This window comes from Arthrobacter sp. STN4 (assembly GCF_024539665.1).
Taxonomy (GTDB): domain Bacteria; phylum Actinomycetota; class Actinomycetes; order Actinomycetales; family Micrococcaceae; genus Specibacter.
In genome coordinates this window covers 16,843-38,965 of the sequence record NZ_JAKZGX010000022.1, presented here as the reverse complement: position 1 = coordinate 38,965, position 22,123 = coordinate 16,843, and the positions used below count along the sequence as shown (strand labels likewise).

General features: G+C 69.5%; 17 protein-coding genes. 11 read left to right on the top strand and 6 right to left on the bottom strand.

The features are described from left to right. Positions 1-28 precede the first annotated feature (28 nt). Genes MMF96_RS14570 through MMF96_RS14550 form a run of 5 tightly spaced genes read left to right on the top strand, consistent with a single transcriptional unit; the run spans position 29 to position 5,029 of the window. Positions 29-1,231 (top strand): ABC transporter ATP-binding protein, encoded by a 1,203-nt coding sequence (locus MMF96_RS14570; RefSeq protein WP_371131006.1) that lies wholly within the window; start codon positions 29-31, stop codon positions 1,229-1,231. After that, positions 1,231-1,887 (top strand): ABC transporter permease, encoded by a 657-nt coding sequence (locus MMF96_RS14565; RefSeq protein ID WP_176617494.1) that lies wholly within the window; start codon positions 1,231-1,233, stop codon positions 1,885-1,887. The genes MMF96_RS14570 and MMF96_RS14565 overlap by 1 nt, the downstream gene beginning before the upstream one ends. Next, entirely contained in the window at positions 1,884-2,636 is a 753-nt protein-coding gene (locus tag MMF96_RS14560) for an ABC transporter permease (RefSeq protein ID WP_176617530.1), read from the top strand. Before MMF96_RS14565 ends, MMF96_RS14560 begins: the two co-directional genes overlap by 4 nt. Further along, positions 2,633-3,586, top strand: coding sequence for an ABC transporter substrate-binding protein (locus tag MMF96_RS14555; RefSeq protein WP_176617495.1), 954 nt, complete (start codon positions 2,633-2,635; stop codon positions 3,584-3,586). Before MMF96_RS14560 ends, MMF96_RS14555 begins: the two co-directional genes overlap by 4 nt. 9 nt (positions 3,587-3,595) lie before the next feature. Further along, positions 3,596-5,029, top strand: coding sequence for an NAD(P)/FAD-dependent oxidoreductase (locus MMF96_RS14550; protein WP_176617496.1), 1,434 nt, complete (start codon positions 3,596-3,598; stop codon positions 5,027-5,029). Here MMF96_RS14550 and MMF96_RS14545 read toward each other — a convergent pair. Further along, complete coding sequence (locus tag MMF96_RS14545) at positions 5,026-6,126, bottom strand: serine hydrolase domain-containing protein (protein ID WP_176617497.1); 1,101 nt, start codon at positions 6,124-6,126, stop codon at positions 5,026-5,028. The genes MMF96_RS14550 and MMF96_RS14545 overlap by 4 nt on opposite strands. 117 nt (positions 6,127-6,243) lie before the next feature. On the opposite strand from MMF96_RS14545, the gene MMF96_RS14540 reads away from it, so the two are divergent. Further along, positions 6,244-9,393 (top strand): glycoside hydrolase family 38 C-terminal domain-containing protein, encoded by a 3,150-nt coding sequence (locus MMF96_RS14540; RefSeq protein WP_176617498.1) that lies wholly within the window; start codon positions 6,244-6,246, stop codon positions 9,391-9,393. Between the two features lie 1,196 nt (positions 9,394-10,589). Here the strand turns inward: MMF96_RS14540 and MMF96_RS14535 are convergent. Further along, positions 10,590-12,608 carry a glycogen debranching N-terminal domain-containing protein gene (locus tag MMF96_RS14535; protein ID WP_176617499.1) on the bottom strand — a complete coding sequence of 673 codons (2,019 nt, stop codon included), beginning with the start codon at positions 12,606-12,608 and terminating at the stop codon, positions 10,590-10,592. 224 nt (positions 12,609-12,832) lie between these two features. Between MMF96_RS14535 and MMF96_RS14530 the strand changes: the two genes are divergently transcribed. Beyond that, positions 12,833-14,797 carry an acyl-CoA dehydrogenase family protein gene (locus MMF96_RS14530; protein WP_256883938.1) on the top strand — a complete coding sequence of 655 codons (1,965 nt, stop codon included), beginning with the start codon at positions 12,833-12,835 and terminating at the stop codon, positions 14,795-14,797. 131 nt (positions 14,798-14,928) lie between these two features. Beyond that, a complete protein-coding gene (locus MMF96_RS14525; RefSeq protein WP_176617501.1) occupies positions 14,929-15,222 on the top strand; it encodes a hypothetical protein in 294 nt (97 codons plus the stop codon). 67 nt (positions 15,223-15,289) lie between these two features. Here the strand turns inward: MMF96_RS14525 and MMF96_RS14520 are convergent, their stop codons facing one another. Continuing rightward, positions 15,290-15,715, bottom strand: coding sequence for a universal stress protein (locus tag MMF96_RS14520; RefSeq protein WP_176617502.1), 426 nt, complete (start codon positions 15,713-15,715; stop codon positions 15,290-15,292). 92 nt (positions 15,716-15,807) lie between these two features. Next, the gene (locus MMF96_RS14515) at positions 15,808-18,657 is read right to left on the bottom strand and encodes an FAD-binding and (Fe-S)-binding domain-containing protein (RefSeq protein ID WP_256883937.1); all 2,850 of its coding nucleotides are present in this window, start codon (positions 18,655-18,657) and stop codon (positions 15,808-15,810) included. An 83-nt stretch (positions 18,658-18,740) separates the two neighbouring features. On the opposite strand from MMF96_RS14515, the gene MMF96_RS14510 reads away from it, so the two are divergent. Then, the gene (locus MMF96_RS14510; RefSeq protein WP_256883936.1) at positions 18,741-19,388 is read left to right on the top strand and encodes a GntR family transcriptional regulator; all 648 of its coding nucleotides are present in this window, start codon (positions 18,741-18,743) and stop codon (positions 19,386-19,388) included. 51 nt (positions 19,389-19,439) lie between these two features. Beyond that, positions 19,440-19,922, top strand: a complete 483-nt coding sequence (gene rraA, locus MMF96_RS14505; RefSeq protein ID WP_256883935.1) for a ribonuclease E activity regulator RraA — start codon at positions 19,440-19,442, stop codon at positions 19,920-19,922. Positions 19,923-19,931: 9 nt separating this feature from the next. Here the strand turns inward: rraA and MMF96_RS14500 are convergent, their stop codons facing one another. Together MMF96_RS14500 and MMF96_RS14495 are read right to left on the bottom strand one after the other, a co-directional pair. Continuing rightward, a complete protein-coding gene (locus MMF96_RS14500; protein ID WP_375141444.1) occupies positions 19,932-20,573 on the bottom strand; it encodes an NADPH-dependent F420 reductase in 642 nt (213 codons plus the stop codon). 66 nt (positions 20,574-20,639) lie between these two features. After that, positions 20,640-21,125, bottom strand: coding sequence for a thioesterase family protein (locus MMF96_RS14495; RefSeq protein ID WP_176617507.1), 486 nt, complete (start codon positions 21,123-21,125; stop codon positions 20,640-20,642). A gap of 139 nt (positions 21,126-21,264) precedes the next feature. Between MMF96_RS14495 and MMF96_RS14490 the strand changes: the two genes are divergently transcribed. Then, entirely contained in the window at positions 21,265-22,083 is an 819-nt protein-coding gene (locus tag MMF96_RS14490; protein WP_176617508.1) for a metal-dependent hydrolase, read from the top strand. The last annotated feature ends 40 nt before the right edge of the window (positions 22,084-22,123 follow it).

Here is a 22,123-nt window from a genome sequence, read left to right as displayed (position 1 = left end):
GCCTGCCTATGATCAAAGGCAGCAGGTGATTGTCACCAACAGTGAGGACCCGCAAATGGTCGTGCCGGATGTTTCAGCAACCGCCGACACCAGTACCGCCGCAGGCCAGCCCCTGGGCAGGCCCGGTTCCGCCACGATTGAATTCCACAACGTGGCCAAAAGCTACCAGGCCGGCCAGCCCGCCGTCGAAAACCTGGACCTGGGCATCGACGCCGGCAAGATCACGGTCTTCGTGGGCCCGTCGGGCTGCGGGAAAACCACGTCGCTGCGGATGATCAACCGCATGGTGGAGCCCACCTCCGGCACCATCACCGTGGGTGGGCGTGACGTCAGCACCATTCCCGCCCCGGCCCTGCGCCGCTCCATGGGCTACGTCATGCAGTCCGCCGGGCTGCTGCCGCACCGCACCGTCATGGACAACGTCACCACCGTGCTGCGCCTGAACCGGGTCCCGCGCGCCACGGCGCGTGCCCGCGCCGCCGAGCTGCTGGACACGGTGGGCCTCTCCGCCGCCATGGGCCGGCGCTACCCCAACCAGCTTTCCGGCGGTCAGCAGCAGCGGGTCGGGGTGGCCCGGGCCCTGGCGGCGGATCCGCCCGTGCTGCTCATGGATGAGCCGTTTTCCGCCGTGGACCCGGTGGTCCGCGCCGAACTGCAGCAGGAACTGCTCCGGCTCCAGCGTGACCTCGCCAAGACCATCGTCTTCGTCACCCACGACATCGACGAGGCCACGCTCCTGGGCGACAAGGTGGCCGTGTTTGCCACGGGCGGGCGCGTGGCGCAATATGCTGCGCCGGAGGAGATCCTGCGCGCCCCCGTCGACGACTTCGTAGCCGCGTTTGTGGGCCGGGACCGCGGCTTCCGCCACCTGTCCTTCCATGCCGGCACGTCCGTCCCGCTCCACCCGGCCCCGTCCGTGGCCACGGACGCCGTGGCCCTGGAGGCCGCGGCTACCGATGCCCCGGCCTGGCGCCTGGCGGTCGACGCCGGCAACCGCCCCCTGGGCTGGCTGGCGCCCGGCCCCGGCGGCTCCCTGCTGCCCGGCGGCTCCCTGTTCCGCGCCGGGGACTCCCTGCGCAATGCACTCGACGCCGCACTGTCCTCGCCGTCCGGGCTGGGCGTTGCCGTGGACGACGCCGGATCGGTCACCGGCGTCGTCAGGGCACCCGAGGTGCTGGCCGCCATCGACGCCGCCCGGGTGGCCCGCCAGCGCGGCGAAGGCCGCCCCTGATGGACTGGTTCCTGGCCAACCTGCCCCAGGTCCTCTCGCTCACCGGCTCCCACCTGGTGCAGGCGGTGGTCCCGCTGGCCCTCAGCGCCGTGATCGCCATTCCGCTGGCGCAGCTGGCCCGTCTGAACACGGGGCTGGGTGCGTTCATCCTCTCGGCGGGGTCGCTGCTGTACACCATCCCGTCACTGGCGTTGTTTGTGATCCTGCCCGGGCTCCTGGGCACCAAGATCCTCGACTTTGCGAACATCATTGTGGCCCTGACCATCTACGCCGTGGCCCTGCTGGTCCGCTCCACCCTGGACGCGCTCAATTCCGTCGACGACGGCATCCGCCAGGCTGCCACCGCCATGGGCTACAAGCCGCTCCAGCGGTTCCTGGCGGTGGACCTGCCGCTGTCCGTGCCGGTCCTTTTTGCCGGGCTGCGCGTCATCTCCGTCAGCAACATTTCCCTTGTCACGGTGGGCGCCCTGCTCGGCATCCCCAGCCTGGGCTTCTTCTTCACCGACGGGCTGCAGCGCAACTTCCCCACCGAGATCCTCGTGGGCATCATCGGGACCCTGGTGCTGGCCGTGTTGGTCGATGCGGTGCTGGTGCTGCTCCAACGGCTGCTGACCCCGTGGCTGCGCACGCCCAGGCCGGCGGGGGTGCCCGCATGAGCCTGCCCGCCACCAAGTACACGCCCGGCGGCCCCTTCAGCCAGGGCTGGCAGTGGCTCACCGACCCCGCCAACTGGCAGGGGCCCCTGGGCATCCCGCAGCGCATCGTCGAGCACCTGGGCTATTCCGGCCTGGTGCTGCTGATCTCCCTCGCCATCGCGGTCCCCATCGGGCTCTACGTGGGGCACACGGGCCGGGGACGCGTCGTCGTGGTATCCCTCTCGGGCGTGCTGCGCGCCCTGCCCACCCTGGGCATCATGACCCTGTTCGCCCTCCTGGCCACGTCCACGCTTTCGCTCATGCCAGCCGTGTGGGCGCTGGTGCTGCTGGCCGTCCCGCCCATCCTGACCGGCACCTACGCCGGGATCTCCGCCGTCGAACCGGGCATTGTGGACTCCGCCCGCAGCATGGGCATGACCGAATGGCAGGTGCTGTTCCGGGTCGAGGTGCCCAACGGGCTGGCCGTCATGCTGGGCGGCTTCCGCTCCGCCGTGCTGCAGGTGGTGGCCACGGTCGCCGTGGTGGCGTTCATCAGCCTCGGCGGGTTGGGCCGGTTTATCATTGACGGGCTGGCCGTGCAGGACTACGGTCAGGTGCTGGGCGGGGCTGTGGTGATTGCGGTGCTGGCGATCGCCATCGACGGCCTGCTGGTCCTGCTGCAGCGCCTGGCCGTTTCACCAGGTTTGCAAGAGGCCAGGCACGGTCCGGCCGATGTCCCCACAGCCACCACAACAGGAGGAACACCATGACGCACCTTTCCCGACCCACCCGCAGGACCGTACTGGGCGCAGCCGCGGGCCTCTCCGTCCTGCTGGCGGCCACGGCCTGCAGCGGCAGCCCGCTGGCCACGAATTCCTCCACCGCGAGCGCCGGCGGCACCGCCGGCACGGGCTCACTGGTGGTGGGCTCCGCGAACTTCCCGGAAAGCGCCACGATCGCCGAAATTTACGCCGGCGCCCTCAACGCCGCGGGGATCAAGACCACCACCAAGTTGAACATTGGCTCCCGCGAGGTCTACGTCAAGGCCGTGGAGGACGGTTCCATCGATGTGGTCCCCGACTACACCGGCAACCTGCTCGGCTTCCTTGACCCCAAGACCACGGCCACCACGCCCGAGCAGGTGGTGGCCGCACTGCCCAAGGCGATGCCGGCCGGGCTGTCCGTGCTCAGCGCCGCGAAGGCCGAGGACAAGGACGCCATGGTGGTCACGGCGGCAACCGCGGCCAAGTACAAGCTGAAGTCCATTGAGGACCTCGCCAAGGTGTGCAACCAGCTCACCCTCGGTGCGCCGCCGGAGTTCCAGACGCGCCCCTACGGGCTGGCCGGCCTGAAGGCGAAGTACAACTGCGTGCCGGCCAAGTTCACCCCGATCAGCGACGGCGGCGGCCCGCTCACCGTCAAGGCGCTGCTGAACAACGACATCCAGGTGGCGGACATCTTCACCACCTCACCGGCCATCCCCGAAAACAAGCTCGTGGTGCTGACCGACCCCAAGAACAACTGGCTCGCCCAGCAGGTGGTCCCGCTGGTCAAGACGGACAAGATTTCCGACGCGGCCAACATGGCCCTGGGCATGGTCTCCGGCCTGCTCACCACCGAGGACCTCATCGCGCTTAACACCGAGGTGAGCGGTCCGAAGAAGATGGACCCCAAGGATGCCGCAGCCGCCTGGCTGAAGGAAAAGGGACTTACCAAATAAGGAGTTGCCATGACCGGCCCCGCTGAAACCGTTGACGTCGTTGTGGTCGGAATGGGGCCCGGAGGCGAGTCCCTGGCCGGGGAGCTGGCCGCCGCCGGGCTGTCCGTGGTGGGGGTGGAATCCCGACTGGTGGGCGGGGAATGTCCCTACTATGGCTGCATCCCGTCCAAAATGCTGATCCGGGCGGCCGGCACCCTGGCCGAGGCCCGCCGCGTGCCCGGGCTGGCAGGGCAGGCCACCGTGGAGCCGGACTTTTCCGTGGCGGCCCGGCGCATCCGCGAGGAGGCCACCGACAACTGGGACGACGCCGTCGCCGCCAAACGCTTCACCGACAAGGGCGGCCGGCTGGTCCGCGGCACCGGGCGGCTGTCCGGCCCGCGCCAGGTCACCGTTGCCGGGAACGACGGCGGCGAGTCCACCTTCTCGGCGCGCCTGGCCGTGGTGCTCAACCCCGGCACGAACCCCGCCGTGCCGCCCATCCCCGGCCTGGCCGGCACCCCGTTGTGGACCAACCGGGAAGCCCTGCGGGCGGAAGCGGCACCTGAGTCGCTGATCGTGCTGGGCGGCGGCCCCGTCGGGGCCGAGCTGGCGCAGGCCTTTGCCCGCTTCGGCACGCACGTCACAGTGGTGGCACGCGGTCCCCGCCTGGTTCCGCGTGAGGAACCGGAAGCTTCCGAACTGCTCGCCGACGTGTTCCGCCGCGAAGGCATTGACGTGCTGCTGAACACCAGCACCACGTCGGTGTCCCATTCCGCGGCCGGCTTCTCCGTGGAACTGGCCACCGGCCCGGACTCCACGGGCGCGGACGACGCCGGCCCGGCCGTTGCGCGGCTGGCGGCGGAGCAGCTGCTGGTCGCCACGGGGCGCTCCTCCACGCTGGGTACCCTGGACCTGGCCGCGGCAGGGGTGGCCTGGGACGGGAAAAATGCCCCGGCCCTGGACGGCCACCTGCAGGTGGCGGACGGCCTCCACCTGATCGGCGACGCCGCCGGTGCCGGCGCGTTCACCCATATGTCGATGTACCATGCGAACATTGTGGCCGGGAAGATCCTGGCGCAGCATTTCGGCGGGCCGGACAGGGGCACCACGGATTCCCGTGCGGTGCCGCGGGTGACGTTCACGGACCCGGAAATGGGGGCCGTCGGGATGACGGAACGGCAGGCGCGGGACGCCGGGCTGCACGTCCGGACCGGGTTCACGTCCCTGGCCGATTCCTCCCGCGGATGGATCCACCAGGCCCGCGGCTTCATCAAGCTCGTCGAGGACGCGGACAGCGGCACCCTGGTGGGCGCGGCCGCCGTCGGGCCTTCCGGCGGGGAGGTGCTGTCCATGCTGGCCCTGGCCGTGCACGCGCGCGTCCCCGTGGACACGCTCAGGACCATGATTTACGCCTACCCCACGTTCCACCGGGCCGTTGAATCAGCCCTGGCGGACCTCCACTAGCGCAGGGCCAGCACCGCCCTGCGCACCGCGGCGCTGAGCTGCATGGCCCGGCCGGCGGTGCCGCCTTCCTCGTTCCACGCCGGGACGTAGCCAAACCCCACCCCGTAGAGGGGGTCGGCGAAGCCCAGGGCCGCGTTGGCGCCGTCGTGCCCGAATGCCGAGGCGCTGCCAAAGTCCATGCGCGGGTGCGGTTTCATGAAGGTGACGGCAAAGGCACCGGTGTCGCAAAAGACCCTGTCCAGGCCCCAGACCTGCTCCTGGGCCATGACCCCGATGGTTTCCGGAGACAGGTAGGCAGGCCGTCCGTCCACGCTGGTGATGGCGCCGGCATAGACACGCGCCAGGCCGTCGGCCGATCCCACCCCGGCGCCGCTGCAGCTGCCGGCCGCCCGGACGCTTCGGAGGTTGGGCAGGGCCAGCAGGTTGCCGGCCTGGACATTGCCGGACATGCCCGCAATGGAGTGCGGATCCAGGAAGCCGGCCGGCTCGTCGGCATAGCGGACCGGGCGGAAGCGCGGTTCCTCGGACTCGGGCAGGCCCAGGAACATGTCCGCCGCGTAAGGTTCGCGGATCCGCCGGTTGTAGACGTCCTGAAGCCGCTCCCCCGTGGCCCGGCGGCACAGCTCCTCCAGGAACACGCCCATGGTCAGGGCGTGGTAGCCGAACGTGCCGCTGCCCGGGCGCCACAGCGGGGCCATGCAGGCGAGCCGGTCCGCCACGGCGGGAAGGTCGTTGTAGTCCTCCATGGCGAACCCGCCCTGCACGCCCACCAGCCCGGCCTGGTGCGAGAGCAGTTCGCGGACCAGGACGCCGCCCTTGCCGTGGCGGGCAAACTCGGGCCAGTAGGAGGCAACGGGGGCGTCAACGTCCATGAGCCCGTCCTGGACCAGCAGGCTGAACGCCAGTGCCGCCACGCCCTTCGAGCAGGAAAACACGCCGGTCAGGGAGTCCGCGGACGAGTCCGGGCCGCCCACCAGGTCCACCACCTTCACGCCGTCGTGGTAGACGGCGAGCTGGGCGCTGTAGGTGGGATCGGCGTCGAGCATGGAGTCAAAAAGGGTGCGGACGGAGGCGAATTCGGCGGTGGCAAAGGTCATGGAACCACTCTAGGGAAGAAGCGGCGCGCCATGGGGACTTCGCCGGGCCGTCCCGGGGCGCCCCCCACTAGACTGAAAATTCGAGCACCGCCCGCCCGGTCTGGAAGGCAGCTACGCATGCATGACAAGCACACCCTGATCGAGAACCGCCTTAAACGCGTCCTGGCGGAGCGGATCCGGCCGGCGATCCACACGCCCGTGGCGCCGCTGGATTTGACGGCCTGGCACGTCGAGGGCGGGGCCGGTGAGCCGGTGGACCCGGCCGTGGCGCTGGAGCTTGCCCGCACCGGCGCCACGCCGGCGGGCGGCTCGGAGGGTCCCGCGCACGACGCCGGAGCCTCCTTTGCGCCGTTTGCTGTCGGACAGGCGTGGGGTCCGGCCTGGGGCACCAGCTGGATCCACGTGACCGGCACGGTCCCGCCGGAAGCCGCGGGGCACGCCGTCGAACTGGTGGTGGACCTGGGGTTCAGCCAGTCCTGGCCGGGTTTCCAGGCGGAAGGGCTCGTGTACCGCCCGGACGGCACCCCGGTCAAGGCCCTCAACCCGCTGAACACCTGGGTGCCGGTTGCGGAGCGGGCCCGCGGCGGGGAGGCGGTGGATCTTTTTGTCGAGGCGGCGGCCAACCCCTTTGTGTTTACGGACAACCCCTTTGTGCCAACAATGCTCGGCGAAAAGTCCACGGCCGGACCGGAGCCGCGATACACCCTGGCCCGGGCCGACATTAATATTTTCCACACCGACGTCTGGGAACTGGTGCAGGACCTGGAGGTGCTCTCGCAGCTGGCGGCCGAGCTGGACCTGGGCGATCCGCGCCGCTGGGACATCCTCTATGCCCTGGAACGCGCGCTCGACGCCATGTCCCTGACGGACATTGCCGGCACCGCCGCGGCGGCCCGCACCTGGTTGGCGGAGGTGCTGGCCCGGCCGGCGAACGCCAGCGCACACCGGCTCACCGCCGTCGGGCATGCCCACATCGACTCGGCGTGGCTGTGGCCCGTGCGCGAAACCGTCCGGAAGGTGGCCCGGACCACGTCCAATGTGGTGCAGCTGCTGGCGGACCATCCCGGGCTGCAGTACGCCATGTCCTCGGCGCAGCAGTATGAATGGCTCAAGGAACAGCGCCCCGAGGTCTACGCCAAGGTGAAGGCGGCAGTGGCCGGCGGACGCTTCATCCCCGTGGGCGGCATGTGGGTGGAATCGGACACCAACATGGTCGGGTCCGAGGCCATGGCCCGGCAATTCACGTATGGCCAGCGCTTCTTCCGCGAAAACTTCGGCATCCAGTGCCAGGAGGTGTGGCTGCCGGACTCGTTTGGCTACTCCGCCGCGCTGCCCCAAATTGTGAAGCTGGCCGGGGCGAAGTGGTTCCTGACGCAGAAGATCTCCTGGAACACCGACAACAAGTTCCCGCACCACACCTTCAACTGGGAGGGCATCGACGGCACCCGCGTGTTCACCCACTTCCCGCCCGTGGATACCTACAATTCCCAGCTGTCCGGGCAGGAGCTGGCCCATGCCGTGCGCAACTTCAGGGACAAGGGCGCGTCCAACCACTCGCTGGTGCCCTTCGGCTGGGGCGACGGCGGCGGCGGGCCCACGCGCGAAATGCTGGCCCGGGCCCGCCGCACCCACGACCTCGAAGGTTCCCCGCGGGTCACCATCGCCGCGCCACGGGACTTCTTTACGGCCGCCGAGGCGGAATATGCGAACGCCCCGGTGTGGAAGGGGGAGCTGTACCTGGAGCTGCACCGCGGCACGTACACCTCCCAGGCATTGACCAAGCAGGGTAACCGGCGCAGCGAGCACCTGCTGCGCGAGGCAGAACTGTGGAGTGCCACGGCGGCCGTGCGCGGGCTGCTGGACTATCCGTACGGGGAACTGGACCGGCTGTGGAAGCTGGTGCTGCTGCACCAGTTCCACGACATCCTGCCCGGCTCCTCCATCGCCTGGGTGCACCGCGAAGCGGCCGAACGCTACGCCGAAATCGCCGCCGACCTTGAGGAGATCATCGCCGAGGCGCTGGCCGTTCTGGCCCCGCCGGTCGTTCTGCTCCCGCTGCTCGAGCCTGCCGAGGCCCGGGTCCCCACAAGCCCGGCCAGCGGGGCCCTCATCCATTTCAACGCCTCCCCCTACCCACGCCGCGGCATCGCCGCGCTGGGCGCGGGCGTCCCGGACCCGGCCACGGCGGACGTGACGGTGGAGCGGGATGGAGCGGACGTCGTCGTGCATAACGGGCTGGTCAGCGTCCGGTTCGGTCCGGACGGCGTCATCACCTCCATCGTGGATGTGGCGGCGGAGCGCGAGCTGGTGCCGGCCGGGCAGGGCGCCAACCTGCTGCAGCTGCACGCCGACTTCCCGAACATGTGGGATGCGTGGGACATCGACGAGTTTTACAAGAACACCGTGGCCGACATCCGTGAACTGGATTCGCTGGACATGGCGGTCCTGGACGGCCACGCGGAGATCACCATCAAGCGCAGTTTCCGGGCCTCGCACATCACCCAGCAGGTACGGATTTCCCCGGATTCGAAGACCATCACGGTGCACAACGACGTGGACTGGCACGAACAGGAGACGCTGCTGAAAGCCGCGTTCCCCTTGGACATCCATACGGACCAGGCGCGGTTTGAGACCCAATACGGGCACATCCAGCGCCCCACGCATGAGAACACGTCCTGGGACAACGCCCGCTTTGAGGTGTGCGCGCACCGCTGGGTCCATGTGGGCGAACCCGGCTTCGGCGCGGCGGTCATCAACGATTCCACGTACGGGCACGACGTTTCCCGCCACCCCGGCGCCAACGGCTCCAGCTTCACCACCGTGCGGCTGTCGCTGTTGCGGGGACCCCGTTTCCCAGACCCCGGGACTGACCAGGGCCCGCATTCCTTCAGCTATGGGCTGGTGGTAGGCGCTGAAGTGGCCGATGCCGTAGCCGCCGGGTATGCCCTCAACCTGCCGTGGCGCGCCGTGCCTGATGAAGGCATCGCTGTTGAACCCCTGGTGCGCGCCGACTCCCAGGCTGCCGTGATTGAGGCCGTCAAGCTGGCCGATGACCGCAGCGGCGACGTGATTGTGCGCCTGTACGAGCCGCTCGGGGCGCGGGCACGGGTGGCGTTGTCGGCTTCGTTCCCCGTGGCGTCAGCGGTGGAAAACAACCTCCTCGAGCAGCCGTACGACGCCGGCTCCCTCACCGTCACTGACGGGCGCCTACATGTCACACTGCGCCCGTTCCAAATCCTGACGCTGAGGCTGAAGCGCGGCGCCTGAGTGGGTGGTTCGGGTCCCGGGTGGGGGTTGGTTGTCGGGGTCTGGTTTGTTGGTGTTGGTGTGGTGGCTGGTGGTGTGGTCGGTGAGGTGTTCGTCACCGGGTCCACCAGGAGGCGCAGGCGCAGGAATGTCCCGGCCCCGGCCAACAGCTTGCGTGCGGTTTCTTCGGTGATGGGGCCGTGTCCGGCGAGTTCGGCCGGTTCATTCCTCACCCCGGGCGGGCCCAGCACCGGGACGGTGACGATGAGCTGCGCCGCCGGCAGGGGAGGTTCGGCCACGACAGCCCCGTCCCGCACCGCATCCAGCTGGGCCACGTGGTCCTGCACGGGGTCCTCCAACACACCATCAACCACCCCGCCGGCCACACCGGCGGCCAGGCCTTCCACGACCCCCGCCAACCCCGCACGCCCAGCAACCGGCCCACCACCGGGCACCGGAACCCCGCCATCGGAACCGGCATCCGAAGCCACCAAACTGCCAGCGACAGACGGGTCTGGGTCCGGTTCCGGGGAGGTGGGCGGGCAGCCCGGCCGGTTCCGGCACGTCCGGGCCGAACGGTTCAACGGAGGGCAGGGTGAGGGCGGCAATGAGTGCCGCCCCCTCGTCCGTGGCGGGGGATCCCCCGTTGCCGGGGTCACCAACCGGCTCGTCCATACACCCGTTATAGATACTACCTACGCTAAACACCATAGACGTTAGCAAATGTGTTCTATTTTATTTGGTGGGGCGGGTGCTCCGCCAGCCCTTCTGGGTTGATCCTGCGACCCTTTCGGGTGTACCGGCGGCCCTGCACACGGACCGGCCCGTGCCCGGGCCCGGGACTCGATTGAAGGCTCCGCCTCCGGGGGAACACGCCGGTTTCTGCATCCCTATAGGGCCCCAACAGGCAGGGGATCGACACGCCCGTTCCGCCCAGCTGCCGGGGCTGCGGCCCACGGCGTGACCACAGTGATGCAGGCCCCGTCACCCAGCCGAGTCCTCCCGACGGTTGCAACCCAGCCTCGATGAGCACGCCCTCGAACGTGCGGCAGCGTCTACCAAAACAGCCCCGGTTGCAACCGGGCGTTGGAAAACACGCCCCCGATCGCGGGTCGACGCGGGGTAAGCGCGGAAGGGATCGGAAAAACACCCCCATTCGCGCGGGAGGGTTTGGGGAAACACGCCCGATTGCAACCGAGCGTTGGAGGTGGGGGAGGCTACATGGGCCTGAGGGCGGTGGCCCCGGATTCGTCTACCTCCACCTTGAACTGCAGGCCGCCGGCCTGGAGGCCGGAGACGCTGAAGCCCCCGAACGGCGTCGGCACCTTCGGCGCCGCAAGCGGCAGCCGTCCCGGCCCCTGCGGCTCCAGCCCGAGGGTGGCCAGCAGGATCGGCACGGCCGAGGCGGCGGCCCACGCCTGCGGTCGGCACGAGGAAGGATAGGGCAGCGCGCCGCCCTGGTCCGCGGCATCGCCGGAAAACAGCTCGGGCAGCCGGTAGCCAAATCCCTCCGCGGCATTGACCAGCCCCAGTGCCACACGGGCGGCCGCCGCGGAGTGGCCCGCGGCGGCAAGCCCGCCGAGGATGAGGGCGGAATCGTGCGTCCAGACCGAGCCGCAGTGGTAGCGCAGCGGCCAGTACGCGGCGTTTGCAGCATCCAGGGTGCGGATGCCGAAACCGGAAAACATGCCCGGTCCCATGAGTCGGTCAGCCACGGCCGCCTCCTCTTCACGGGACAGCAGCCCCGTTCCCAGCAGGTGGCCCATGTTGCTGGCCACCCCGTCCACGGGACGCTTGTCCGCGTCGAGCGCGATGGCCGGATAGGGCCCCAAGGCATCCCGGCACCAGAATCCAGCACGGAAACGCTCCGCCAGCGACGCCGCCCAGGACCGCCACTGCGCCCCGCCCGGCCGGCCAAAGGCGTCAAGGAGGGCGGCCCCGTCCAGTGCCGCCCGGTAGGCGTAGCCCTGGACCTCGGCCAGGGCAATGGGTCCGCGGGCCAGCGAACCGTCCTGCCAGCGGATTGAATCCGCCGAGTCCTTCCAGCCCTGGTTGGCCAGCCCGTGGCCGGTTGTGTCGAGGTATTCCAGGAAGCCGTCGCCGTCGCCATCCCCCCAGTCACGCAACCAGCCGAGGGCGGCCTCCAGGTTGCCCAGCAGCTCCCGCACCGGGTCCTCCGGCATGCCCCACCTCCAGGCGTCGTGCAGCAGGCTGATCCACAGCGGCGTGGCATCCACCGTCCCGTAGTAGACGGGTGGCAGCCGCAGCTGTTCATTGTGTGAGTTGCCCGGCAGCACCAGCTCGCCGCGGCGAAGTTCGTGCAGGATCTTCCCGGGCTGCTCGGCCGTTTCGGCGTTGTTTTCCCGGCCCTGGCGTGCGGCCAGGGTGCGCAGCGTGCCCGCTGCCAGCTCCGGGTCCACGGGCAACATCATGCGTGCGGCGATGATTGAATCGCGCCCGAACAAGGTAAAGAACCACGGGGCGCCCGCAGCCAGGAAGGCATCCCCCGGCCGGTCCACGGTGGACATCCGCAGGCCGGCCAGGTCCTGCTGCGCCCGGGCTGCCAGCGCCTTCAGCCGCGGGTCACGGGCAGTGACTTCCAGCGGGCGGGGGCCTGCGGCCGCAGCCGCCACCGGCGACCGGCCGTCCGCAGCCTCAACCGACCAGCCCGCCTCCGCCTTGCCCCGCGCAGGGACGGCGAGGTCCCAGCGGAACACGAGGGCGCCGTCGTCCGCCACGGCTTGGCCAGCAGCGCCCGGCGCCGCAAACGACGCCGTGACCGCTCCGGCGGAGGCCTCCCAGCGGTCCTCGCGCGGGACGGGCACGACGAGCACCCGGGGTCCGCCCGACTTGACGGCGGCCATGGGCGAAAAGTCGACGCCCACCCTCAACTCGAGCGACACGTCCGCATCCCCCGGCAGGTCGGAATGCAGCACAAACTCCTCGACAACCCGCGAGGCCTCCACCGTCCGGCGCCGGACCAGGACAAGCAGCGGATCAGCGAAGGAACCGCCCACGTCCCGGACCGCGGCCGTAAACGAGGAACCGGAGGCGCCCAGCTGCTCCGGCTCCATTCCGTTGACGGTCAGCAGGGCCTCCCCCGCGACCCGGGTGTCGGCGACATAGATGCCCTGGGCCCCGTCCGGGCGAATTTGCCCATCCGCACCGGACCAGGCCTGCATGGGCGCGGCCAGCTGCACGTTCAGGTCATGGAGAAAGGGTTGGCGTTCGGACATGGCATCCTCCTGGCGGTGGACTTCGGGCGGTGGACTTCGGGCTGCGGACTGAAGGCGGCGGCTGGGTGCTCCTGGATCCATCCTGCCGTTAACGACGGCAAATGCACACAGTCCGGGCCCTGCCATTGCCGCCCCACCTACCCACGGGTAGCATCAAGGCATGAGCGAGTCTTGAGCTCCGCATGCCGGTTCCTGTCATCGGCGCCGGCGGAATCGAGGTAGTCATGAGCACACACGTTGACGGCCCGGCGGCCACGGCCCCCGCACAGGTCACGGCCGAAGACGCGCGCAATGCGGCCGAGGCGGCCCGGGAAACCGAGTGGGAGCGGCCCAGCTTTGCCAAGGGACTGTACCTGGGCGATTTTGACTTGAGCCTGATCCACCCGCACCCCCAGGCCCCGGACGACGACGTGGCGCGCGGGGACGCCTTCCTCGAAAAGCTTCAGTCATATGCCCGCACCATAGACCCCTCCATCATTGAACGCGACGCCCTGATACCGGACGAATACCTCGCCGGGCTCGCCAAGCTGGGCGTCTTCGGCATGAAGATCCCGCGGAAGTACGGCGGGCTGGGGCTGAACCTGACCTACTACGGCCGAGCCCTGGCCATCCTCGGCACCGTCCACCCTTCTTTCGGCGCCCTGGTCTCCGCCCACCAGTCCATCGGCGTGCCGGAGCCCGTGAAGGTCTTTGGCACGGAGGAACAAAAGCAAAAGTACCTGCCCCGCTGCGCCGCCGGCGCCGTCACCGCCTTCCTCCTGACCGAGCCCGACGTCGGATCCGACCCCGCGCGCATGGCCTGCGCCGCCGTGCCCACCGCGGACGGAAGCGAATACGTCCTGGACGGCGTGAAGCTGTGGACCACCAACGGCGTCATCGCCGAGCTCGTGGTGGTCATGGCTGTCGTGCCCTCGCACGGGGTGGATGAAAACGGCAGGAAGACCGGCGGCATCACCGCGTTCGTGGTGGAGGCCGACTCCCCCGGCATCACGGTGGAGCACCGGAACAAGTTCATGGGCCTGCGCGGCATAGAAAACGGCGTCACCCGCTTCCACCAGGTGAGGGTTCCAGTGGAAAACCGGCTGGGCCGCGAAGGCCAGGGCCTGAAGATCGCGCTGACCACCCTGAACACGGGGCGCCTGTCCATCCCGGCCATGGCCGCCGGTGCCGGCAAGTGGTCGCTGAAGATCGCCCGCGAATGGTCCAACGCCCGCACCCAGTGGGGACACCCCGTGGGCCGGCACGAGGCCGTGGGCAAGAAGCTGGCGTTCATGGCGGCCACCACGTTTGCGCTGGAGGCCGTGTTTGAGCTCTCCGCGGCACTGGCCGACGCCGGCATGAAGGACGTGCGGATCGAGGCGGCCCTGGCGAAGCTGTGGTCCTCGGAAATGTCCTACAAATGCGCCGACGAGCTGGTGCAGGTGCGTGGCGGCCGCGGCTATGAAACGGCCGCATCCCTCGCGGCCCGCGGCGAGCGCGCCGTGCCCGCCGAGCAGTTGATGCGCGACCTGCGCATCAACAGGATCTTTGAGGGTTCCACGGAGATCATGCACCTGCTCATTGCCCGCGAAGCCGTGGACGCGCACCTGGCCGCCGCCGGCGACCTCGCCTCCACCACCGCCACCCTGCAGCAGAAGGGCAGGGCCGCCGTGGCCGCCAGCGGCTTCTATGCCAAGTGGCTGCCGCAGCTGGTGGTGGGCAAGGGCCTGGACCCGCGCTCCTACAGCGAGTTCGGACCACTGGCCAAGCACCTGCGCTTCGTGGAACGCGAATCCCGGCGCCTGGCCCGCCAGACGTTTTACGGGATGGGGCGCTGGCAGGGCCGGCTCGAATACAAGCAGGCGTTCCTGGGCAGGATCGTGGACATCGGCGCCGAGCTGTTCGCCATCGCCGCCTGCTGCAGCCGGGTTGAAATGCTACGGCTCAAGGACCCCGTCCAGGGCCGGTCGGCACTCCAGCTCGCCGACGCCTTTGCCGGGCAGTCGCGCCTGCGGATCGAGGCCTTGTTCGACGAACTCTGGCACAACACGGACGACGCCGATGCTTCCCTCTCCGCCTCCCTCCTGGCCGGCGACTACGCGTGGCTTGAAGACGGCATCATCGATGTTTCCGAGGGCACGGGCCCGTGGATCGCCGATGCCACGCCCGGCCCCACGACCCGGGAGAACCAGCACCGCAGGTACCGCTAAGGTAACGGCCGGGCGAAAACCATTACATATTGGTTTCATTCCTGCGGCACGCCGGGGGCGTGTTTCACCAGGCCAAACGGGTGCCTACCGTAGGAACGTACGCATGCTTGTGGACGATATGGGGTATTGCCGTGGACTTCAATCACCTGAATTACTATCTGCTGGTCTACATCGGCACGCTCATGCTGGGCCTGCTCATGTTCGCCATCATGACCGTCGCCTTCGTGTCCGTGACCTCCGTCGTGGCGGTCATCTACAGCCTGGTGGGCGCGGCACGGCGGATCACGGAGGCCGCGGTGAAGGCCCGGCCCGTGGTGAGCGGTGTCCCGGCCGTGCTGCGGCACTCCAGCAGGACCATCGTGGTCCAGGCGCCCCGGGCCCGCCCGGTCCAGGAGCGGCCCGCGGACCGGAAGGAAGCGGCCTGAAACCACAAAATCCCCGCGGCCTGCCGGCAGCGGGGGTTTCGCAGCGGCCTCACGGCCGGGCACAAAATCAGTCGTCGGTCTTGACGATGTACACGTCGCACGGGGCGTTGTGGGAGACGGCGTTGGCAACGGAACCCAGCACGCGCCGCAGGCCCTGCATGCGCACGTTGCCCACCACGATGAGCTCGGCCTTGAGCTTGGTGGCCTCCTCAAGCAGGACGTCGGCCGGCTTGCCCAGGGCGGAGGAGTATTCGGTCTTCACGCCGCTGATCTTCAGCTCGTCGGCCACGCGCTGCGCCACCCGCTCGGCCTCGTCGGCGGTGGACAGGAACCATTCGTCGTTGCCGATCTCAACCTTTTCGGTCTTGTCCTCCCCGTAGGCCGTCACCACGCGCAGGGTGGAGCCAAGGGATTTGGCCAGGTTGGCTGCCACGCGGGCAGCCTTCATGGAGGTTGAGTTGCCGTCGACGCCGACGATGATAATTCCCGCCATTTTCATACATCCTTCGTTTGGGGTGGGGCACCAGCACTATTAACAACCAGCCTATCCACAGAAGCGGGCATATAGGGCGGAAGGTGGGGCAACTAACCGAACGTTTCGCGGCCGGCGGCCACCCCGGCCAGCAGTTCCAGCACGTGGCGGTAGCCGGCGCCGGTGGCCCGGGCCATGCCCAGCTCACAGGTCCGGTTGCAGGAGGCGTGCGCCGTGGCGCCCATCGCGGCCACCTCTGCGGCCTGGGCGGCGGTGGCCGAGGCCGTCAGTTGCGGGTGCAGCATGCCGCGGTCCCCGGCAAAGCCGCAACAGCCCCAGCTCTCCGGCACCTTCACGGTGGCGGCCACCGCGCCGGCAACCTGTTCAAGTGCGGGGTTCAGGCCCAACCGGGTCGAGGAGCAGGTGGGGTGCAGCGCGAGCGAATCAATCCGCGTCCACGATTCCCCGAGCAGCGGCAGGATCCGTTCCGCCGTGAATTGCACGGCGTCCACCACGCGCAGGGCCCGCTGCCCCGGCGCCGACACTTCGGTTTCCACGGTGTGGATGAGTCCCTCGGTGCAGCTGGAGGCGTCGCAAATGATCTCCAGCTCGCCGTCCCGCGTGGCTTCCCGCAGCAGCTTCAGGGTCCGGGCATGCATCCCGGCGAGCCCGGCCGCCATCCCCTTGGACGACCACGGCGTGCCGCAGCACGCGCCGTCAATGCCCTCGGGCACCAACAGCTCCAGCCCGGCCCGGGCGCACAATTCCTCAAAGCCGGCCTGGACACCCGGGGAGGAATCGGCGGCCGGGCCAAACATGGCGTTCACGCAGGCGGGGAAATACACGGCCGCCGGTGCCCCGGCAGGCGCAGGCCGGCGTCGGGCCTTCCCTCCGGCGGGAAGCTCGGGGGAATACAGCGGCAGGGTGTCCGCGCCGAGGACCTTCCGGCCCAGCCGGTTCGCCGGAAGCACGACGCCGGAGGGCACCTTCGCGGCCACCGACAGTGCCAGCCCGGCCCCGTAGGTGACGGCGCCCCAGTGCCCGGCCGCCGCCTCCCAGACCCCGTTTTCCAGTTTCCCGGACGCGTCCCGGCGCAGGTGCTTGACGAGGTTGCCGGTGTTGATGTCCACCGGGCAGGCGGTCTGGCACATGCCGTCCACGGCGCAGGTGTCCACGGCGGCGTAGTTGTAGTCCGCCTCGAGCGCCGCGGCCAGGGCGGTGTCGCCGTCCGCGCGGGCCGCCTCGATGGCGCGCAGGGTCACAATCCGCTGGCGCGGGGTGAGCGTGAGGTCCTTGCTGGGGCAGACCGGTTCGCAGTAGCCGCAGGAGACGCAGCGGTCCACCTCGGGATCGACGGCGGGCGGGGCGGCCTTGATGTGGCGCAGATGCGCGGAGGGGTCGTCGTCGAGCAGGACGCCGGGGTTGAGCAGGCCGGCCGGGTCGAAGAGTTCCTTGATCCGGCGCATCACCGAGTACAGTTCATCGCCGTACTGGCGGCGGACAAACGGCGCCATGACCCGCCCGGTGCCGTGCTCGGCCTTCAACGAGCCGCCTTCGCCGAGCACCACGTCCACCATGTCCTCCGTGAACGCGGCGTACCGTGCCAGCTCGTCCGGGCTGGCAAACCGGTCGGTGAGCATGAAGTGGATGTTGCCGTCCTTGGCGTGGCCGAAGGTGACCGAATTTTCATAGCCGTACTTCCCAAACAGCGTCCCCAGAGCCAGGCAGGTCCGGGCCAGCGCGGGCACCGGCACCACCACGTCCTCGAGCAGTGCCGTGGTGCCCTGCGGCCGGGCCCCGGCTATGGAGGTGTACAGGCCCTTGCGCAGGTGCCACAGCCCGGCCCGGACCTGGGCGTCCGTGCTGAAACGGGCCGGGGCGGCCAGGCCCGGCGTGCCGGCGAGCGCTGCGGCCCCGGCCTCCAGCCCGGCAAGCTCCGCCGCATCCCCGGTCTGGTATTCCACGAGCAGGGCTGCCTGCCGGTCCACGTGCAGGTCCCGCACGACGCCGGGCACCCGGGCCAGCCCCTGCCCCACCCTGAGCGAGGCGGCGTCCATGAGTTCCACCGTGGCGGCGCCGCTGGCGACGAGTTCGGGCAGGGCCGTGTTGGCCGCCTCCAGGTCGGTGAACACGAGCAGCCCGGACGTTGCGTGGGCCAGGCGCGGCACGGTGCGGAACACGGCCTCGGCCACGAAGCCGAGCGTGCCCTCGCTGCCCACGATCAGGTGGGCCAGGATTTCCGCCGGTCCGGCAAAGTCCAGCAGCGCATTCAGCCCGTAGCCCATGGTGTTTTTCATGGCGAACTGGTGCCGGATGATGCGCGTGGATTCGGGGTTGTCCGTGACGCGCCGGCGAAGTTCCAGCAGGCCGTTGAACAGCTCCGGTTCCTGCGCACGGAGGCGGGCATCGGCATCGGGCGCCGCGGTGTCGACCACGGTGCCCCCGGGCAGCACCACGGTCAGGGATTCCAGGGTGCGGTAGGCGTTGTCGGTGGTGCCGCACGCCATACCGGAGGAGTTGTTCGCCACCACGCCGCCGATGGTGCAGGCCACCTCGCTGGCGGGGTCGGGGCCGAACTTGCGGCCAAACCGCAGCAGGCGGGCGTTGAGGGCGCGCACCGTGGTGCCGGGCTGGACGCGCACGCGGGCGCCCCCGTCGAGCACCTCCATGCCGCGGAAGTTTTTGCGCACGTCCACCAGCAGCCCGTCCGTGACGCCCTGCCCGCTGAGGCTGGTGCCGCCGGAGCGCAGCGTCACCGGCAGCCCGGCCGCCGCGCCGGCCCGGAACAGCTGTCCGACTTCCCGGGCGTTGCGCGGCACGGCCACGGCCTGCGGCAGGAGGTAAAAGTGGGACGCGTCGTGGGCGTGGGCGTGCAGGTCCAGCGCCCGCGTTGTGGTCTGCCCCGGGTCCGCCATGGCGGCCCGGATGGTGGCGACCGATTCCTGTCCTGTCAGCGTCGACATGACCACATCCCTGTCCTCGTAAATTAATTGTCTGACAAGTATACTCAAACAGGAACGCTGGACAACCCGAGGAAAGGCAGCCCATGACCCGCCCCCTGGCCACCAAAACCGTGGTGGACGCCGTGACCGACGACCTTCGCGGGCGAGTCCTCAGCGGCAGCCTCACGTCCGAGACCGCCGTGACCGAGCTGGAAATCGCCACGTCCTACAGCGTGGCCCGTCCCACCGCCAAGGCCGCGATTGAAAAGCTGGTGGGCGAAAACCTGCTGGTCCGCGGCACGCACAAGAGCGCCCGGGTGGCCGAGCTGGGCCCGGAATCCGTCCGTGACATCTACCTGGCCCGCGCCTACCTGGAAAGCGAAATCCTGCGCCGGCTGGCCGCCACGCACACCGTGCCGGAGGAGGCCGTGCGGGCCAATGCGGACATCCTGGCCCTGGCCGGCGCAGGGGACCTCGCCCTGGTGGAGCCGGACATGCGCTTTCACACGGCACTGGTGGACGCCGTCGGCAATGAACGGATCGCCCGCATGTACCGCTCCCTGGTCAGTGAGGTGCGGTTGTGCATGACACGCGTGCAGGCACTCCACCTGCTGGACAGCGCCGCCATCCACGCCGAACACGAACTGATCCTGGTCCAGCTGGCGGCCGGGGATGCCGAGGGGGCCGCCGCCACGCTGGACGGCCACCTGGCTGCCGCCCGCGAGCGCCTCGCGGAGGCGTTGGGGACGTAACGAAACGGCCCATGCCTGCCCCCGGCGCCCGGCAGCGCCTATGCTGGCGCCATGACCTTCACCACGGCTGACCTTTTTGACGAACGCGGGGCCGAACTGGCTTCGGTCTCCCTGCAGTTCCGCAACTTCGGCACGCGCACCGCATTCAGCGGCCCGGCCCGCACCGTGCGCTGCTTCCAGGACAACGCGCTGGCCAAGGCCGTGCTGGCAACGGCGGGCAACGGTGCCGTCCTGGTGGTCGACGGCGGCGGCTCCCTGGAAACCGCACTCATGGGGGACATGATCGCCCAGTCAGCCGTGGACAACGGCTGGTCCGGGGTGATCATCAACGGGGCCATCCGCGACAGCGTGGTGGTGGACACCCTGCCATTGGGCGTCAAGGCCCTTGGCACCAATCCGGCGAAGAGCGGCAAGGAAGGCACCGGGGAGGCCGACGTCCCGGTCCAGCTCGGAGCCACCACCGTATGGCCGGGCGCCATGGTCTACGCCGACGCGGACGGCATCCTCGTCGAACGCGGCAACCCGGTGGCGTAGGCCGGGGCGCTAGGGCAGGCGCGGCGCCTTCGCCAGGTTCGCGGTGAGCTCCGCCGCGTTCTGGCGCACCCCGTAGGCCGGGCGGTCGCGTTCCACCCGCCAGCTTTCGGACAGCGGCCCGATGTTCACGGTGTCGAAGCCGAACTCGTCATACAGCCGGGTCACCACCTCCGCGGCGTCAGCATGGTCGCTGGCTGTGGCCAGGGCCCGGCGGTTGGCGGTGCCGGCCGGGGTGCCCGTGCCGGTGATGTCCGCCGCCGGAAGGTGGTTGAAGCCCTTCGCCACCTTCGAGCCGGGCAGGTGCTCCTGCAGCAGCCCCGAGGTGGTGGCCTCGCCGTTATCCAAGGCGGGGATGTGGCCGTCGCGCTCCCAGTAGTAGTTGTTGGTGTCAATGACCACCTTGCCGGCCAGCGGTCCGGGCGGAACGTCCCGGTAGTTCTTGAAGGGGATGGTGACAACGGCGACGTCCGCCGCCTCGGCCGCCTCCTGCACCGTGGCGGCCCGGGCGCGCGGCCCCAGCTCCGCCACGAGTCCGGCGAGCGTTTCGGGCCCGCGCGAGTTGCTGATGACCACCTCATGGCCCAGCTGCACGGCCTTGCGTGCAATCTGGCTGCCGATGTGTCCTGCCCCGATGATTCCCAGTGTTGTCATATCCACACAACGGCCCGGCATTCCGGGAAAATTCCCGTGTTGCGCCACGTTGCGCCGGGCAACGGGTCAGCGGAAGTTCGGCTCCCCCAGGAAGGGCGCCAGCTGCGCCTTCTTCTCCGCCGAAATGCGCAGGACGGTGCCTGTGCCCCCATGGAAGAACGCGATGGAGGTCTCCGCGATGGCGCACTTGAGGCCCGTGACCGGGTCGAAAATGGCGTAGGCCACCGTGATGCTGGCCCCCTTGACGGAGCTGACCCACACCTCGATCCGGGCGGGGACGTTGCGGTAGTTCAACGGCACCAGGTACTTCACCCGGTGCTCCACCACCAGCGCCTGGGTGCCGTCCGGCAGCTCGGAAAAGATGGGCAGCTCCACCTCGAGGCCCGGCAGCCCGGTCCCCGCCGGCGGGCCAAAGGCGTGGATGCGGGCTTCCTCCAGTATCCGCAGCACCTCCACGTTGTTGATGTGCCCATACGCGTCCATGTCTCCCCAGCGCATGGGGACGTTGACGGTCAGCCGCATGCCGCCGTCGTGCCTTGAATCTGTTGCCATGGGCCTACCGTATCGCGCCGGCGCATTTTTGCCGGGCACGGGCCCGCCAACGGGACTTTGCCGTCCCGGGGCCCTACTGTGGAGGGTGCAGATTTTCCTCCACGCGTTGAGGGAGCCACCCCCGCCGAGAGGAAAAGCCATGATGGGACCCCACCACGCCGCCTGCGGGGCGGCCGCCTGGCTGGCCCTGACCACCCGCTTCCATGTCGACACGGGCGCTGCCGCGGCGGTGCTGCCGTTCCTGCCGCAGGGGTTCGACGCCGGACTGGGGCTGTTGCACGTCGGTGCGGCCGGGGTGCTGGCCGGCACCATCGTCACGGCGGGCGCGGCGCTGCTGCCCGACGCCGACCACCGCAACGCGACCATCGCCCACTCCCTGCCGCCGGTTTCCAACCTCCTGTGCATCGAGGTGGGGCGGCTGTCCGGGGGGCACCGGCACGGGACCCATTCGCTGCTGGGCATGGCTGTTTTTGTGTTCATCTCCATGCTGGCGGGCATGTGGACGGCGCAGGTGGAGCCGTTTGGCCTGGTCTTTCCCGGTGCCGGGGTCCTGACGGTGCTGCTGGCGTCGTTCGCGGCCAAGGCGCTGAAGTTCATCCCCGACTCGATGCGCCGGTTCCCGTGGGTCGTGGGCCTGGCCGTGGGCGTCTTCATCACGTTTTTTGCACCTCAGGACCAGTTTTGGTTCCCGCTGGCCGTGGGCCTGGGCGTGGCCGTCCACCTCGCCGGGGACATGCTGACGACCGGCGGCTGCAACCTGCTCTGGCCGCTGCGGATCCGCCCGCCGAAGCTGGCGCGGAAGCTGCCGCTGGTCCGGGGGGTGTGGAAGCGCAACGGAAATGTGGCCGTTCCCGTGCTCGGCAATGCCGGCTCCTGGCGCGAATGGGTGTTGCTGGTGCCCCTGAGCGGGTACGTCGTACTGGCGATTATTGGCACGTCGGCGCGCTGGCTGGGTTGACCAACGCACCAGCAAATTGTAAGGAAACGCACAGATCCGT

Bases quoted from the DNA above. Each gene is read 5' to 3' on its own strand.
- MMF96_RS14560 (WP_176617530.1), top strand. From the start codon at position 1,884: ATGAGCCTGCCCGCCACCAAGTACACGCCCGGCGGCCCCTTCAGCCAG.
- MMF96_RS14520 (WP_176617502.1), bottom strand. From the start codon at position 15,715: ATGGCGGGAATTATCATCGTCGGCGTCGACGGCAACTCAACCTCCATG.
- MMF96_RS14555 (WP_176617495.1), top strand. From the start codon at position 2,633: ATGACGCACCTTTCCCGACCCACCCGCAGGACCGTACTGGGCGCAGCC.
- MMF96_RS14550 (WP_176617496.1), top strand. From the start codon at position 3,596: ATGACCGGCCCCGCTGAAACCGTTGACGTCGTTGTGGTCGGAATGGGG.
- MMF96_RS14540 (WP_176617498.1), top strand. From the start codon at position 6,244: ATGCATGACAAGCACACCCTGATCGAGAACCGCCTTAAACGCGTCCTG.
- MMF96_RS14500 (WP_375141444.1), bottom strand. From the start codon at position 20,573: ATGACAACACTGGGAATCATCGGGGCAGGACACATCGGCAGCCAGATT.
- MMF96_RS14530 (WP_256883938.1), top strand. From the start codon at position 12,833: ATGAGCACACACGTTGACGGCCCGGCGGCCACGGCCCCCGCACAGGTC.
- MMF96_RS14545 (WP_176617497.1), bottom strand. From the start codon at position 6,126: ATGACCTTTGCCACCGCCGAATTCGCCTCCGTCCGCACCCTTTTTGAC.
- MMF96_RS14495 (WP_176617507.1), bottom strand. From the start codon at position 21,125: ATGGCAACAGATTCAAGGCACGACGGCGGCATGCGGCTGACCGTCAAC.
- MMF96_RS14535 (WP_176617499.1), bottom strand. From the start codon at position 12,608: ATGTCCGAACGCCAACCCTTTCTCCATGACCTGAACGTGCAGCTGGCC.
- MMF96_RS14510 (WP_256883936.1), top strand. From the start codon at position 18,741: ATGACCCGCCCCCTGGCCACCAAAACCGTGGTGGACGCCGTGACCGAC.
- rraA (WP_256883935.1), top strand. From the start codon at position 19,440: ATGACCTTCACCACGGCTGACCTTTTTGACGAACGCGGGGCCGAACTG.
- MMF96_RS14515 (WP_256883937.1), bottom strand. From the start codon at position 18,657: ATGTCGACGCTGACAGGACAGGAATCGGTCGCCACCATCCGGGCCGCC.
- MMF96_RS14490 (WP_176617508.1), top strand. From the start codon at position 21,265: ATGATGGGACCCCACCACGCCGCCTGCGGGGCGGCCGCCTGGCTGGCC.
- MMF96_RS14565 (WP_176617494.1), top strand. From the start codon at position 1,231: ATGGACTGGTTCCTGGCCAACCTGCCCCAGGTCCTCTCGCTCACCGGC.